Raw genomic sequence first — 15612 nt, forward strand, 5'->3', positions numbered from 1 at the left:
AGGTGTCCGAAGATCAGGCCTTGTAGAAGTCGATGCGCTTGTCGAAGACGATGTTGCCCTTGTCGTTGCGCACCACGTTGTAGCCGTGCAGGCCGTCGCCGTTCTGGTCGAAGTTGTAGGTGCCTTCCGCCCCCTCGTGGCCGCGCACGGCGAGCAGGGCCTCGCGGATCGCCTTCGGGTCGGTCTTGCCGGCGGCGTTGATGGCCTTCGCCAGCACCGTCACGGCGTCGAAGGTCCAGGACGACTGGTTGTCGGGGGCGAGCTTCATCACCGCCCGGTAGGCCTTGCCGAAGTTGCGCGCCGCGTCGCTCGACTCTTCGGCGTAATCCGCCACCCCGTAGGTGTTGTAGAGCGACGGCCCGGCGAGCTTGAGCGCCGTGACGTTGACGATCGAGGCCGAGCCGACCCAGGGCGCCTGCACGCCGAGCTGGCGCAGCTGGCGGGCGAAGATGCCGAGGTCGTTCTCGAAGGTGAAGTAGGAGCCGATCACGTCGGCGCCCGACTGGCGGATCGCCAGCACCACCGGCGTGAAGTCCTGACTCTGGTTGGTGTAGCCCTGGTCGAGCGCCACCGTGGCGCCGGCCTTGCCGAGCGCCTCCGTCAGCGCCTTGGCGCCGCTGGTGCCGAAGGCGTCGGTCGAGTGGATGATCGCCCACTTCTTCTTGGCCAGCGTGCTCACGCCGTACTCGGCAATGACGCGGGCCGAGAAGCTGTCGTTCGGGCGGAAGCGGAACAGCCAGGGATTGCCGAGCTGGGTCAGCACCGGGTCGGTGCCGCCGAAGGCCACGGGCTTGCCGGTCTTGAGGATGTCAGGCGCCATGGCGTGGTTCTGGGTCGAGCGGATCGAGCCGAGGAACGCCACGAGGTCGGGCTGCGAGGCGAGCTTGGAGAAGGCCAGCACCGCGCCCGGATTGGTGGTCTGGTCGTCCTCGGTGACGAGCTCCATCGGCTTGCCGAGGACGCCGCCGGCCTTGTTGACGGCCTCCAGGGCGATCTTGGCACCGTTGAGGGCGAAGCGGCCGGCATCGGCGCCGGGCCCCGTGACCGGCAGCACCATGCCGATGCGGATCGTGCCGCCCGCTTGAGCGCTCACTGGTCGGATGATCGACGGGGCGACGAGGCCCGTGGCCGCGACCGTGGCCGCACTCTTCAGGAAAACGCGGCGCGTCGTCCTCATCGGCATGTTCCTCCCGTGGGCAAATGGCCGGTGCTTCGAGGCCCGGCCTTGGGCGGGAATGAGACACCGGCAGCGCTGCCATGTCCATCCCCCGGGATTGAAAAATGCCGGGTCAGATCTGCGCAGGATCCCCTCGACCTGCGGCTCCGGCGCGGCCATTCTCCCGGCCGCCAGAACGCGGCTGCCAGAAGATGGCTTCCCCGCGGCCGCCAGAACCAAGAAACCGGGAGGATTGTTTATGCAGATCCCAGCCAGCGGCCTGACCGCCTACGTGCGGGACATCTTCTTGCGCGAGGGCTGCTCCGAGGCCGAGGCCGAGCGGATCGGCCGCTACCTCGTCGCCGCCAACCTGACCGGGCACGACAGCCACGGGGTGATCCGGGTGCCGCGCTACGTCGCCTGGCTGCAGGAGGGCGAGGTCGAGGCCGACCGCACGCCCGAGGTGGTGAGCGACGGCCCGGCCTTCGCGCTCGTCGATGCCCATTACGGCTTCGGCCAGACCGCCGGCCCGTTCGCGACGGAACTCGGAATTCGCAAAGCCAAAGAGAACGGTGTCGCCATCGTGGCCCTGCGGCATGCCGGCCATCTCGGCCGCATCGGCGAGTGGGCGGAGCAGGCCGCCGCCGCCGGCCTCGTCTCTGTGCATTTCGTCAACGTGGCCGGCAGCCTTCTCGTCGCGCCCTTCGGCTCGGTCGACCGGCGCTTCTCGACCGCGCCCTTCGCGGCGGGCTTCCCGGTCCAGGGCGGCGAGCCGGTGATCCTCGACTTCGCGACCTCCGCGGTCGCCGAGGGCAAGGTGCTGGTCGCCTCGCAAGGGGGCAAGGCGCTGCCCGAGGGCGTGCTGATCGAGCCCGACGGGCGCCTCTCCGCCGATCCCGCGACCCTCTACGGCCCCCTCGACGGCCTCGAGCGCGACAACCGCAACGGTGCCGGCGCGATCCGGGCCTTCGGCGAACACAAGGGCTCAGGGCTGGCGCTGATGTGCGAGCTGCTCGCCGGGGCGCTCACGGGATCCGGTACGGCGGGGCCGGGCGCGCGGCGGTTCTGCAACGGCATGCTGTCGCTCTACATGACGCCGGAGGCCTTCGGCTCCGAGGACGCGATGGTGCGCGAGACCCGGGCCTATCTCGACTTCTTCAAGAGCGCCCGGCCGGTGCCCGGCGGCGAGGTGCTGCTGCCGGGCGAGCCGGAGCGGCGGACGCGGGCGAAGCGTTTGGCGGAAGGCGTGCCGCTGTCCGATCCGGTGTGGGAGACGCTTCTCGCGGTGGGACGGCCGCATGGATTGGATGGGGAGGCGTACAGGCGCTGAACCAGCGCCCTTGAGCGCCAACCACCCAGAAAACCACGAGACACGGCGCTCCGCTTCCGTACAATCCTCCCGTCCGGCGCGAAGACACCGGACGGGAGGAGACGAGTGATGAACCGACGTGACGTCCTCGCGGGCGCCGCCGCCCTCACGGCGACCACGGTCGCGGCGCGGGCCGACCGGCTGCCCCTCGGCGACCTGCCGGGCACCCGCTATCCCGACCCGCGGGTCGAGGTGCTCGACAAGCGCTTCCGCTACAAGGTCGGCAACGCCGCCATCGAGCGCATCGCCACCGGCTTCCGCTGGGCGGAAGGGCCGGTCTATTTCCGGGACGGCGGCTACCTGTTGTGGAGCGACATTCCCAACAACCGGATCATGCGCTGGCTCGAGAACGGCCATGTCAGCGTTTTCCGGGCGAACTCGAACTATTCGAACGGCAACACCCGCGACCGCCAGGGCCGGCTCATCACCTGCGAGCACGACACAAGACGGGTGACCCGCACCGAGCCGGACGGCAAGATCACGGTGCTGATCGACAAGTTCGACGGCAAGCCGCTCAACGCGCCGAACGACGCGGTGGTGGCCTCCGACAACGCGGTCTGGTTCACCGATCCGGGCTACGGCATCGACGGGTTCTACGAGGGCCACAAGGACAAGGCGGAACTCCCGACCCGGGTCTACCGGCTCGATCCCTCGACCGGCCAGGCCAAGGTGGTGGCCGAAGGCATCGACCGGCCGAACGGGCTCGCCTTCTCGCCTGACGAGAAGATCCTCTACGTGGTCGATTCCGGCGCGACCCATGGCGGGCGGGCGAACATTCGCGCCTTCACCGTCGAGGGCGACAAGCTCACCGGCGACCGGGTCTTCGCGGAGGGGTTCTCGCCGGGCTTCACCGACGGGGTGCGCACCGACGTCGACGGCAACGTCTGGTGCTCGATGGGCTGGGCCGACCCGAAGGAGGACGGGGTGCGCTGCTACACGCCGTCGGGCGACCTGATCGGCAAGATCCACCTGCCGGAGACCTGCGCCAACCTCTGCTTCGGCGGACCGAAGAAGAACCGGCTGTTCATGGCCGCGAGCACGTCGATCTACGCGGTGTATGTCGAGACGCAGGGGGCGATGGTGCCGTAAAGTCTCGGACTTGCTCTTAGTTTACGTAGAGCGATGCCTTCTATGTAGAGCGCGCGAACCCTCCCCCCTCTGCGGGGGGGGGAGGGTGGCCCCCGCGTCAGCGGGGGTCGGGAGAGGGGACGCCGCTTCCGAAGAGGTCGCGGCCGTCATGAAGGGCTCTCCCTGGATCGACGTCGCGCCGCCCCTCTCCCGCCCCACTCCGTTGGGGCACCCTCCCCCGCAGAGGGGGGAGGGTTGGGCGTCGGCCCTCTCCAAAGTATCGTTCGAGCAGACTCCTAAAACTCCACCCGGTCGCCGCCCTTCAGCGCCAGGATCTCGCGCGCGTCGTCCGGCGTCGCGACGTCGAGCCCCAGTCCCTCGATGATCTGGCGCACCTTCAGGACCTGCTGCGCATTGGACTCGGCCATCTGGCCCGCCCCGATCCACAGCGAATCCTCCAGCCCGACCCGGACGTTGCCGCCGAGCGCGATCGCCTGCGCGGCGATGGTCATCTGGTTGCGGCCCGCGCCCAGCACCGACCAGCGGTAATCGTCGCCGAACAGCCGGTCGGCGGTGCGCTTCATGTGCTGCACGTCCTCCGGATGCTGGCCGATGCCGCCGAGGATGCCGAACACGCTCTGGACGAAGAACGGCGGCTTGATCACGCCGCGATCGGCGAAGTGGGCGAGCGTGTAGAGATGGCCGATATCGTAGCACTCGACCTCGAACCGGGTGCCGTTCTCGGCGCAGGTCGTGAGGATGTGCTCGATATCGGCGAAGGTGTTCTTGAAGATCCGATCGCGGGAACCCTCGAGATACGGCTGCTCCCAATCGTGCTGGAAGGTCTTGAACCGCGACAGCATCGGGTAGAGGCCGAAATTCATCGACCCCATGTTGAGCGAGGCGACCTCCGGCTTGAAGTGGGCTGCCGGGCCGAGGCGCTCGTCGATGCCCATGGTCGGGGCGCCGCCGGTGGTGAGGTTCACCACGCAGTTCGAGCGCTGCTTGATCACCTTCAGGAAGGGCTCGAAGGCTTGCGGCGACTGGTCGGGCTTGCCGGTCTTCGGGTCGCGGGCGTGCAGGTGAACGATCGCGGCGCCGGCCTCCGCCGCGCCGATCGCGGCCTCGGCGATCTCGTCGGGCGTCACCGGCAGGTGCGGCGACATCGAGGGCGTGTGGATCGCGCCGGTGACGGCGCAGGTGATGACGACTTTCCGCTTGGCCATGAACATTGCTCCTTAGGATTGGGCGCGCTTGTGCGCCATGAGGGCGGCGAGGCGCGCGTCGCGGCGGCGGCTGCGCTCCGCCGGCGGGGCGGGATCGGGGCCGCCGCCCCAGGCGGCGACGATGCGGGCGGTGCTCTCGGGCGACCACACCGAGGCGGGGGCAGGATCGGCGGCGAGGCGGCCGTAGAAGCCGCCGTAGCGGGCGGCGTAGTCGGCCACGCCCCCCGGCGCGTTGAGATCGATGGTGGCGAAGGGCCCGAGGAAGGACCAGCGTAGGCCCAATCCCTCGGCCACCGTCCTGTCGAGGTCGGCCGGGCTCACCACGCCCTCGGCGACGAGGCGGAAGGCCTCCGAGAGCAGGGCGCCCTGCAGACGGTTGAGCACGAAGCCTTCGACCTCGCGGTTGACCGTCACCGGCGCCTGGCCGGCGGCCTCGTAGAGGGCGCGGGCGCGCTCCACCACCGCCGGGTCGGTCCAGGGCGCGCCGCAGAGCTCGACCACCGGCACGAGGTGGGGCGGGTTGACCGGGTGGCCGACGAGGCAGCGGGCGCGCCCCGCGAGGCCTTCGGTGAACAGCGACGCGACGATGGCCGAGGTCGAGGAGGCGAGGATCGTCTCCGGTCCGCACAGGGCGTCGAGCTCGGAAAAGAGCGCGCGCTTGGCCTCCACCGTCTCGGGGCCGTTCTCCTGCACGAGGTCGGCGCCGGCCACCGCCTCGGCGAGGGTCGGGCAGGTGCGGATCCGGGCAAGCGCGGCCGGCACGTCGGCGACGAGGCCGTGGGCCTCGAGCTGGCGCAAAGCCGCCTCGATGTGGCCGGGGGCGGCATCGAGCGCCGCCGGGTGGAGGTCGGTGAGGCGGATTTCGAACCCGGACCGGGCGAAGACCACGGCCCAGGACCGGCCGATCAGCCCGGCCCCGACGACGGCAACTGTTGGCATCTGCGACGAATCTCCCTCGCGGCGGATCATAGACAGGAACTCACAGCCACAGCACCTGCCGGCGCAAGCCGAGGTCGTCGCGCAGGGCCTGCGACGGGCCGACATGCATCACCCGGCCGCGCTCCAGCGCCACGGTGCGGTCGGAGAGGGCGAGCGCGAGATCGAGGTTGTGGTCGACGATGACGATCGACACTTCGCGCCGGAGGGCGTCGAAGGTCTCGAACAGGCTCTCGACCACCGCCGGCGCCAGGCCCTCGAACGGTTCGTCGAGGAGCAGCACCCGCACGTCGCCGGAGAGCGCGCGGGCCACCGCCACCATCTGCTGCTCGCCGCCCGAGAGGTAATCGGCCGGGGTCCGCCAGCGCTCGCGCAGGCGCGGGAAGTAGGACAGCACCCGCTCCTCGTCCCAGTGCACGCCGTTGCCGGTGCGGCGCTTGAGCCGGCCGAGCTCCAGGTTCTCGGCGACGCTCATCCCGGCAAAGAGGCCGCGCCCCTGCGGCACGTAGCCGATGCCGGCCCGCGCGATCGCCGCCGCCGAGCGGCCGTCGAGGATCTCGTCGCCGAGCGTGATGTGGCCGGCGGCGTGGGGGGCGAGGCCGGTGATGGTCTTGAGGCAGGTCGACTTGCCGGCGCCGTTGCGGCCGAGCAGGGCCACGATCTCGTGGGCGTGGACGTCGAAGGTGACGCCCGAGAGGATGTGGCTCTTGCCGTAATAGGTGTCGACGGAGTCGAGCGAGAGCAGCACGCGCGGCTCTGCGGCGCTCGGGCGGATTTTGCCCGCCATCGCGGCGGTGCCCGATCCGATATAGACCTCCTGCACGCGCGGCGAGGTGCGGGCGTCCTCGACCGTGCCGTCGACCAAGACCGTGCCCTCGTTCATCACCGTCACGGCGTCGGCGATCTGAAAAACCCGGTCGATGTCGTGCTCGACCATCAGCACCGGCATCTCGGTCGAGACCCGCTTGATGATGTCGCCGATGCGGGTGCGCTCGGCCGCGGCGAGGCCGGCCAGCGGCTCGTCGAGGAGCAGCACCCGGGGCTTGGTCGCGAGCGCCACCCCCATGTCGAGCAGGCGCTGGCCGCCATAGGAGAGCGAACCGGCCTCGGCCCGCTCCAGCCCGGCGAGCCCGAGCCAGCGCAGGATCTCCGCGGTCTCGGCCGCGGCCTCCCGGTCGGCGCGGGCGTCGCGCCAGGGATGGAACCGGCCGGGGCGGCGCCCCTGCACGGCGAGGCGAATGTTGTCCTCGACGGTGAGCGCCGGAAACAGGTTGGTGATCTGGAACGAGCGGCCGATGCCGGCCGCGCAGATCCGCTCCGGCGCGAAGCCGGCGATCGAGCGCTCGGCCAGGGTCACGGTGCCGGCATCCGGCCTGTACATTCCGGAGATCAGGTTGAAGGCGGTGGTCTTGCCGGCGCCATTGGGGCCGATCAGGGCGTGCAGCGTCCGGTCGCGGATCAGGAGGGTGACCCCGTCGACCGCCTTCAGGCCGCCGAACCGCTTGGCGATGCCGCGGGCCGCGAGGATTACCCCGTCGATCGCGCCGTCCGGCCGCAGGAAGGGCGGCAGGTTCTCCGGCAACCCGGCCCGGCGGCCGGCCATGGCGGCCTCCTCGGTGGCGGGCGGGCGCAGCATCCGGTAGAGCCGCCGGCCGATGCCGACGAGCCCGTCGGGCGAGAACAGGATGAAGCCGACGAACAGGAGGCCGAACCAGAACAGCCAGTTCGCGGTCCAGATCGACAGCATCTCGCGGAACAGGATGAAGAACAGGGCCCCGATCGCCGGCCCGGCGAGGCCGCGCATCCCGCCGATCACCACCATGGCGAGCAACTCGCCCGAAAAGGCGGAGCCGAGGGGCTCGGCCGAGGCGAAGCGGTGGGTGAAGACGCTCAACACGCCGGCGAGTCCCGTCACGGTGGCCGAGACCGTGAAGGCGAGGAGCTTGTAGCGGTTGGTCGGGTAGCCGAGGAAGCGCGCCCGCTGCTCGTTCTCGCGGATCGCCTCCAGCACCGTGCCGACCGGGGACCGGCGGAAGCGCGCGAGCCCGTAGGCGACCGCGAAGCCGACGAGCGCCACGAGCCCATACCAGGTCCAGGCCGCATCGAGGTCGAGCCCGAGGAGCCCTGTTCGCTCGACGCCGCCATAGCCGCTCTCGCCGCCGGTGAGCGCCGTCCAGCGGAAGGCGATTGTGAAGGAGAGGGCCGACAAGGCCAGCGTCAGGAGCGAGAAATAGACGCCGCGCCGGCGCAGGATCAGCAGGCCGAGGAGCAGGGACGCCACAGCCACGACGACGAGGGCGAACAGGACCGGGGGCAGCAGCGTGCCGGGAAAGAACGTCCGCTGGCCGATCGCCGCCGCGTAGGCGCCGAGCCCGAAGAAGGCGCCGTGGCCGAAGGAGACGAGCCCGGTCTGTCCGACCAGGATGTTGAGGCCGAGGCAGGCCACCGCGAACACCACCACGTCGGTGGCCGAGGTGAGGGTGAGGCCGAGGGCCTGCAGGCAGAGGGGCAGGGCCACGAGGGCGGCGGCGAGGAGCGGCAGGGTGAGACGGTCGCTGCGGTCGGTCATCGTCGTCACTCGAACCGCAGGATGCGCTCGCCGAGCAGGCCGCGGGGCCGCACGAGCAGGATGAAAGCCATCAGGGCGTAGATCGCGGCCTCGGCGAAGCCCGGATAGACCAGCACCATCAGGCCGCGCACGACGCCGACGATGAGGGCCGCGAGCACGACGCCCCAGAACGAGCCGAGCCCGCCGATCACCACCACCACGAAGGCGCCGGTGAGCACCTCCGCGCCCATCGCCGGGTGCACGCCGGAGATCGGCGCCAGCATCACCCCGGCGAGCGCCGCGAGGCCGACGCTGAGCCCCACCACGGTCGCCATGTAGGGCTTGAGCGAGATGCCGAGCGCCGCGACCATGTCGGGATTCTGGACGCCGGCCCGGACCACCCGCCCGAAGGTGGTGCGCTGGAGCAGGACCCAGACGCCGGCCACCGCGACGACCACCGCCGCCAGGATGGTGAGCCGGTAGCGCGACAGCACGAAATCGCCGACGAAGATCTGGCCGCGCAGGGCCTGCGGGATCGCGTAGGGCAGGGGCGGCGCGCCGAAGACCATCCGCAGGGCCTGCTCGGCCACCATGGCGAGGCCGAAGGTGAGGAGCAGCGAGAGGATCGGGTCGGCGCGGTAGAACCGCCGAAAGAGGAACCGCTCGACCAGGAGGCCAATCACCGCGACGAGGACGGGCGCCGCGACGATGGAGCCGCCGAAGCCGAGGTGAGGGGAGAGCACGATCGTCAGGTAGGCGCCGATCGCGTAGAACGCGCCGTGGGCCAGGTTGACGATACCCCCTAAGCTGAAGATCAGCGACAGGCCGAGCGCGATCAGGAGGTAGATCGCGCCGAGGAAGAGGCCGTTGACGACCTGCTCGACGGCGAGGGTGAGGAGGAGCACGATCGCTTCCTTCAGAATTTCGCGAATATCAGTCCGGTTGCAGCGCTTCGACTTTGTCCGACAAGTAAAGCGCGGGATCCCCTCTCCCGTATGGGAGAGGGGTAGGGGTGAGGGTGACACGCTTCAGTGTGAAGCTCAGACCGTCGTGCTGGCAGCTCAACGTCCGGAGACTTATCCGGAAGCGTGTCACCCTCACGCGGGATCTTCGATCCCCACGGCCCCTCTCCCACACGGGAGAGGGGAGGCGCGCCTTATCTTGGCAGTGTCGGAGCGTCGGCGACGGCTACCCTTCCAGCTTGCACGCCGCCTCCTCCGCCGTCGGCGCCAGCACCTCCATGTCCTCGTTCGGAGCGGGAATCGCCGGGGTCGAGGTGAACAGGTCCCACTTGTCCTTGACCTTGTCGGCGGGAAGCGCCGTGATCGCGTACATCTCGCTGATGAGCTGGTGGTCGCGGGCGCGGAAATAGCCGGGCCGCGGCTTCTGCACGTCGAACTTCGCGCCGCCCTCGAGATACGAGACCAGCTTCGGCCCCTCGGTGGACTTGGTGTCCGCCATCGCCTTGGCGACGATCTTGACCGCGTTGTAGTCGCCCCAGGCCTGGTTCTCCGGCGGCTTGCCGTACTTCTTGGTGAAGGCGACGACGAAGGCCTTGGCCGACGGCGTGTCGACCTTGTGGTGCCACAGGCACGGCCAGGTGCCGGCGAAGTTGCCGGGGCCGGCGCCCCAGGCGAGCGCGGTGTCGAAGCCGAAGCCGGCGACCGGGAAGGGCAGGCCGTACTCGGCGTATTGCTTGAGGAAGTTGGTGATCTGGTTGCCGGCGAGGTTCGAGATCACGAGGTCGGGCTTCGCCTGCCGGATCTTGATGAGGTAGGCCGAGAAGTCGGTCGCGTCGGTCGGGACCAATTCGTCGGCGGCGAAGGTGCCGCCTTGGCCCTGCATGAACCCCTTGGCGACCCGCAGCAGGTCGTGACCGAAGGCGTAATCGGCGGTGAGCGAGTACCAGCGCTTGCCCTTGACGAGCCCGCCCTCGGTCAGCGAGCGGCCGACCGCCTTGACGTACATCGAGTTGGCGCCCTCGACGTGGAACATGTAGCGCTTGCAATCCTGCCCGCGCAACGCATCCGAATTGGCGCCGGTATTGAGGAAGATGGTCTTGCCCCGCTGCGCCACCTGGCCGATGGCGAGCGCCGAGGCGGACGAGATCTCGCCGACGATCGCCGCCACCTTGTCGCGCTCGACGTAGCGCTCGGCCTTGCTCGACGCGGTCTGCGGGTTGACCGAATCCTCGGTCAGGAGCTCGACCTTGCGGCCGTCGATGCCGCCGGCGGCGTTGATCTCCTCGGCGGCGAGCTGGGCCGCCATCACGGCGTACTCGCCGAGCGGCCCGAGGAAGCCGGTGCGCGGCGTGAGATGGCCGATGCGGATCGGCTGCCCGCTCTGGGCCCGCACGAGGCCCGGCATGGCGAGCGCGGCGCCGGCCGCGAGGCCGCCCTGCAGGAGGTGACGGCGCGTGTGGAGGTGGCGCGTGGGAATGGAGCCCTGCGTCATGGTGCGTGTCCTACCCGGGATCGCATCACGGTCGTTCGGGTTGCCGTGATCTGTGATCACACTTAGGCTGGCACCAAACGGCGCGCCTGTCGAGACGGGAAACCGTCCGCGCGACGCCGCGAGGGGAACGCACGGGGGAGGTCCGCTTGGAACGGCGGGACTTGCATGGAGGGGAGGCGCGCGAGCGCCCCGACCCGGACGGCGTCGCGCCGCCGGCGCGGATCACCCTCGGCACGCAGGTCTACGACGCCCTGCGCGACCTGCTGATTGCAGGCGAACTGGCGCCCGGCGAGCGGCTGTCCCTGCGCACGGTCGCGGAGCGCCTCGGCACCTCGATGATGCCGGCCCGCGAGGCGGTGTCGCGGCTCGTCGCCGACGAGGCGCTGGAGGTGCTGCCGAACCGGGCGGTGCGGGTGCCGGTCATCACGCTGCAAAAATTCCGCGAGCTGACCCGGGTGCGCATCGCCGTCGAGGGCTTCGCGGCGGCGGAGGCCGCGCGGGCGGTGAGCGCCCGCGACCTCGCGGCGATCGCTGAGCACGATGCGGCGTTCCGGCACGAGGTGCTGTCGCCGACGCCCGACCTGGAGCGGGCGATGCGGGCCAACCGCGACCTGCATTTCGCGGTCTACGAGGCCGCCGGCCTGCCCTCGCTCATCGCGATCATCGAGGGGCTGTGGCTGCGCATCGGCCCGGTGCTCAACCTCGACATGCGCTCCTCGCCCCGCCGCCTCGCCGAGGGCGGGGCGCAGGCGCACCACGCGGCCCTCGTGGCGGCGCTCGCCGCCGGCGATGCCGAGAGTGCCCGCGCGGCGCTCAGTGCCGACATCGCCGGCAGCGCCGGCTTCATCGAGACCACCGGGCGCCTCGCGCCCTGAACAGGGAGGATACCATGGACATGGGTTTGAGCGGCCTGAAGGTGCTGGTCACCGCGGGCGCCGCCGGCATCGGGCTCGAAGTGGCGCAGGCCTTCGTGGAGGAGGGCGCGCGGGTCCATGTCTGCGACGTCGACCGCGAGGCGCTGGCGGCGCTGCCCGCCGGCCTCACCGGCACCTACGCCGACGTCGCCTCGCGCGACGACGTCGCCCGGCTGTTCGCGGAGGCCGACACCGCGCTCGGCGGGCTCGACTGCCTCGTCAACAATGCCGGCATCGCCGGGCCGACGGGCCGCGTCGAGGAGATCAACCCGGAGGACTGGGATCGCACCCTCGACATCTGCATCACCGGGCAGTTCAACTGCGTGCGCCTGGCGGTACCGTCCCTCCGCAAGAGCGCCAACCCGTCGATCGTCAACCTGTCCTCGGTGGCCGGCCATTTCGGCTTCCCGCTGCGCACGCCCTACGCGGCGGCGAAATGGGCCGTGATCGGCTTCACCAAGTCGCTGTCGCGGGAGCTCGGGCCGGACGGCGTCCGGGTCAACGCGGTGCTGCCGGGCATCGTCGCCGGCGACCGCCAGCGCCGGGTGCTGGAGGCCAAGGCGCAGCAGCGCGGAATCAGCTTCTCCGAGATGGAGCAGGCGGCCTTCGCGGCGGCCTCGATCAAGGACTACGTCACCGCGCGCCAGATCGCCGACCAGATCCTGTTCCTGGCCTCTGTGCGGGGCAAGACCATCTCGGGTCAGGCCTTGGCGGTGGATGGCGACCTGCAGATGCTGACGTAGTCGAAGGCGCGCACCAGGAGCGACTCAACCGGGAGCGGGGCCAAGGCCGGAATTTGCCTCCTCCCACTCGCGACCTCATCCTGAGGTGCCGGCCGATCCAAGGTCGGTTGGTCTCGAAGGAGGGCTCCAGAGAGCGCCGAGACTTCTGGAGCCCTCCTTCGAGGCTGCTGCAAGCAGCAGCACCTCAGGATGAGGCCGTGGGTGGGAGACGCCGTCGACTCACCGCCACCGGATCAGGGCAGCCACCGCGCCAGGAATCCGCCCACTGCCACGGCGAACACCGCCCACGGCCCGACGACCAGCCAGATCGGGTGCGGCCCGGCCTCGTCCCTCGTCTTTACTTCGTTCAGGATCATCGCCGCCCCCGCCGATTCGTCGCGTGAGGCGAGAAAGCCCGGCGATTGTGGTTGGACGGGGGAAGCTTGACCGGTGGAGCTTGCGTCAGGCTGGCTCGTCCCCGGGCCGGTGCGCCGCGACGGACCGCGGGCGGGCCACGTCGAGGGCGTAGAGCGCGAGCCCGGCCCAGATCAGCCCGAAGACCAGGGCCCGGGACGGCGGCAGCGATTCGCCGTAGACGAGCACGCTGAGCAGCAGCAGGCCCGTCGGCGAGAGGTATTGCAGCAGCCCGAGCGTCGACAGCTTAAGGCGCGAGGCCGCGGCGGCGAACCACATCAGCGGCAGGGCGGTGGTGACGCCGGTGAGCATCAGGAGCAACACCTGCCCGGTGTCCTGGCCCGGCGGCGTCGGCGCGAGGCTGAGATAGGCGAGCGCGATCGGCAGGAGCGCGAAGGTCTCGGCACCAAGCCCCAGGATCGGGTCGATCGGCACCAGCTTGCGGATCAGGCCGTAGACCGCGAACGTGACGGCAAGCGCCAGCGCGATCCACGGCAGCGTCCCGGCCGCGACCACCGCCGCGACGACGCCGATGCCGGCCAAAGCCACCGCGGCGAGCTGGAGCGGGCGCAGGGACTCGCGCAGCACCAGCGCACCGAGGGCCACGTTGACCAGCGGGTTGATGAAGTAGCCGAGGCTCGCATCCAGCATCCGCCCGTTCTGCACCGCCCACAGGTAGAGCGACCAGTTGCTCGCGATGAGGAGGGCGGAGAGCACGAGGAAGCCGTGGCGGCGCTGGAGCGTGAAGCCGGGCCCCCGGCGCATCAGGCGCAGACCGGCCAGCAGCAGCGCGATGAACAGGCTCGACCAGACGATGCGGTGGGCGAGGATGCCCCAGGCCGGCACCCCGTCGAGCAGGCGGAAATGAACCGGGACGACGAGGCCCCAGCTCAGGAAGGCGCCGAGCGCGTAGATCAGACCCACGGATGTTTCCCCCGGGCGTCTGCCGCGCCCCCGAGGGCTTGTGCCGCAGGCGGCCCGCCCCGGCTACGGTCCGGGGCGGGGAGCGGTCACCCGCTCCACGCGGGTCTTCCGGCGGGTCTTCCGGCGGGGCTGCCGGAGGGTCAGGCGGCGAGGAAGCGCTCGAGGATCGGCAGCGTCGCCCCCGGATTCTCTTCGGCCAGGAAGTGGCCCGAGGGGACGATCTCGAAGGTGGTGCTCTCTGGCGCGAAGGTGCCGGTCCAGGCCTGCCGCACCGGATCGAGCCCATCGCGGCCGACGAAGCGGTCGGCGACCAGCACCAGGACCGGGCCGGCGAGGCGGCGCCCCTCGGCGAGGTCGGCCTCGTCGGCCGCCCGGTCGGGCCCGGCCCCAGCGCGGTAATCCTCGCAACTCGCGTGGATGCGCTCGGGCACGTTCCAGCTCTGGCGGTAGAGGTCGAGGGCGCCGGGGGAGAACGCGTCGAGGGTGCCGTCGCCGGTCCAGAGCCGCAGCAGGTCCTCGTAGTACGGGATCGGGGCCCGGCCGATCTCCTGCTCGGGCGTCGGCGCCGGTTGCGCCAGGAAGCGCCAATGCGGGTAGGCGTCCGGCTCCCGGTCCATCTTCTGCCACTGCGAGACCGTGGGCAGGATGTCGAGGAGGGCGAGACGGTCGATCCGGCCCGGCTCGTCGAGGGCGAGGCGGTAGCCGACCCGGGCGCCCCGATCGTGGCCGATCAGCCCGAAGCGGACATGGCCCATCCGCTCCATCACGGCGACCACCTCGCGGCCCATCCGGCGCTTGGAATACGCCTCGTGGCCCGCATCGCCCTTCGGCGCCGCCGACCAGCCGTAGCCCTTGAGATCGAGGCAGATCACCCGGTGGGTGCGGGCGAGCGCGGGGGCGATCCGGTGCCAGCAGGCATGGGTCTGGGGAAAGCCGTGCAGCAGCACCAGCGGCGGCGCATCCTCCCGCCCGCCGGCCCGGGCGAAGAAGCGCCCGTCGGGCAGGTCGATCCAGTGCGAGGTGAAGCCGGGAAACAGGTCGGCGGGCATCTGCGCTCCCCAAGGTCCTTGACCCGCGCCGGGGCGCGAGCTGACCTGGGTTAACGCGAGAACCCGCCTCAGAGCCTGTTTGAGGGCCTACATTTATGCTGGATTGTGGAGTGCGGAGAGGGCCATCAGGCAGGCGACGAAGGTGATGCGGCCGGTCGCGACGTCGAGGCGACCGGCCCGTTCGCGCAGCAACCCGCCCCAGTGGCTGAGCCAGCCCAAGGTCCGCTCGACCACCCAGCGCCGCTTGAGCACGACGAAGCCCGTCTGACCCGGTTCCTTCTGCACCACCTCGCAGCGCATGCCGTGCAGGGTGCACCACTCCTCGCAGCGATGGGCCCGGAACACGCCGTCGAGGATCGCCAGGCGCAGGCTCGGCCACTGCTCCTTGCCGGCATCCAACGCCGGCAGCGTGTCGCAATCCTGCACGTCGGCGGGCACGACGGTCACGGCCAGGATGAAGCCTTGGGCGTCCACCATCAGCACGCGCTTGCGGCCGACCAGCTTCTTGGCCCCATCGTAGCCACGCGGCCCGCGCACCCCGATACACTTGACGCTCTGGGTATCGATGATCGCCAGCCGGGGCTGCGGGCGACGACCGCCGCGACGCCGCTGGCGCCGGGCCAGGGCCCGCATCAGGATATCGAGCACGCCCTTCTCGACCCAGCGCCGGAACCAGCCATAGACCGTACGCCAAGGAGGAAACCCCGCCGGCAGGGCGCGCCAGGCGCTGCCGACCCGCAGATGCCAGGCGATCGCCGCCACGACTTGGCGGGCCGGCGTCGCGCTCGGGCTGCCAGGTGGGTCGAGGCGCTGTACCAGGCGGGCCATCTCG

At 70.6% G+C, this 15612-nt stretch carries 13 protein-coding genes; 4 read left to right on the top strand and 9 right to left on the bottom strand.

Features of this window, described 5'->3' with window-relative positions:
- Positions 1-13: 13 nt before the first annotated feature.
- Positions 14-1177: an ABC transporter substrate-binding protein gene (locus DK412_RS04140; protein ID WP_109970916.1), complete on the bottom strand. Its 1164-nt coding sequence runs from the start codon at positions 1175-1177 to the stop codon at positions 14-16.
- A gap of 238 nt (positions 1178-1415) precedes the next feature.
- On the opposite strand from DK412_RS04140, the gene DK412_RS04145 reads away from it, so the two are divergent.
- Positions 1416-2486, top strand: a complete 1071-nt coding sequence (locus DK412_RS04145) for a malate/lactate/ureidoglycolate dehydrogenase (protein ID WP_109970917.1) — start codon at positions 1416-1418, stop codon at positions 2484-2486.
- A 108-nt stretch (positions 2487-2594) separates the two neighbouring features.
- Positions 2595-3614 (top strand): SMP-30/gluconolactonase/LRE family protein, encoded by a 1020-nt coding sequence (locus DK412_RS04150; protein WP_109970918.1) that lies wholly within the window; start codon positions 2595-2597, stop codon positions 3612-3614.
- A 275-nt stretch (positions 3615-3889) separates the two neighbouring features.
- Here DK412_RS04150 and DK412_RS04155 read toward each other — a convergent pair whose 3' ends face one another.
- From DK412_RS04155 to DK412_RS04175, 5 genes are all read right to left on the bottom strand, one after another.
- The gene (locus DK412_RS04155; protein ID WP_093568294.1) at positions 3890-4819 is read right to left on the bottom strand and encodes a 3-keto-5-aminohexanoate cleavage protein; all 930 of its coding nucleotides are present in this window, start codon (positions 4817-4819) and stop codon (positions 3890-3892) included.
- Positions 4820-4831: 12 nt separating this feature from the next.
- On the bottom strand, positions 4832-5758 hold the full coding sequence (locus DK412_RS04160) for a 3-hydroxyacyl-CoA dehydrogenase (RefSeq protein ID WP_109975048.1): 927 nt from the start codon (positions 5756-5758) through the stop codon (positions 4832-4834).
- Positions 5759-5798: 40 nt separating this feature from the next.
- Positions 5799-8324, bottom strand: coding sequence for a branched-chain amino acid ABC transporter ATP-binding protein/permease (locus tag DK412_RS04165; RefSeq protein WP_109970919.1), 2526 nt, complete (start codon positions 8322-8324; stop codon positions 5799-5801).
- Positions 8325-8329: 5 nt separating this feature from the next.
- Positions 8330-9208, bottom strand: coding sequence for a branched-chain amino acid ABC transporter permease (locus DK412_RS04170; RefSeq protein WP_109970920.1), 879 nt, complete (start codon positions 9206-9208; stop codon positions 8330-8332).
- 283 nt (positions 9209-9491) lie between these two features.
- The gene (locus DK412_RS04175; protein WP_109970921.1) at positions 9492-10757 is read right to left on the bottom strand and encodes an ABC transporter substrate-binding protein; all 1266 of its coding nucleotides are present in this window, start codon (positions 10755-10757) and stop codon (positions 9492-9494) included.
- 146 nt (positions 10758-10903) lie between these two features.
- On the opposite strand from DK412_RS04175, the gene DK412_RS04180 reads away from it, so the two are divergent.
- Together DK412_RS04180 and DK412_RS04185 are read left to right on the top strand one after the other, a co-directional pair.
- The gene (locus DK412_RS04180) at positions 10904-11632 is read left to right on the top strand and encodes a GntR family transcriptional regulator (protein ID WP_245447417.1); all 729 of its coding nucleotides are present in this window, start codon (positions 10904-10906) and stop codon (positions 11630-11632) included.
- Positions 11633-11646: 14 nt separating this feature from the next.
- Positions 11647-12414 carry an SDR family oxidoreductase gene (locus tag DK412_RS04185; protein WP_109970923.1) on the top strand — a complete coding sequence of 256 codons (768 nt, stop codon included), beginning with the start codon at positions 11647-11649 and terminating at the stop codon, positions 12412-12414.
- Between the two features lie 441 nt (positions 12415-12855).
- Here the strand turns inward: DK412_RS04185 and rarD are convergent, their stop codons facing one another.
- From rarD to DK412_RS04200, 3 genes are all read right to left on the bottom strand, one after another.
- Positions 12856-13731, bottom strand: a complete 876-nt coding sequence (gene rarD / locus DK412_RS04190) for an EamA family transporter RarD (protein ID WP_109970924.1) — start codon at positions 13729-13731, stop codon at positions 12856-12858.
- A 140-nt stretch (positions 13732-13871) separates the two neighbouring features.
- Complete coding sequence (locus DK412_RS04195) at positions 13872-14780, bottom strand: alpha/beta hydrolase (protein ID WP_109970925.1); 909 nt, start codon at positions 14778-14780, stop codon at positions 13872-13874.
- Between the two features lie 93 nt (positions 14781-14873).
- Entirely contained in the window at positions 14874-15608 is a 735-nt protein-coding gene (locus DK412_RS04200; protein ID WP_162596086.1) for an IS5 family transposase, read from the bottom strand.
- Positions 15609-15612: the final 4 nt, after the last annotated feature.

It is taken from the genome of Methylobacterium sp. 17Sr1-1 (assembly GCF_003173775.1).
Classification (GTDB): Bacteria; Pseudomonadota; Alphaproteobacteria; order Rhizobiales; family Beijerinckiaceae; genus Methylobacterium.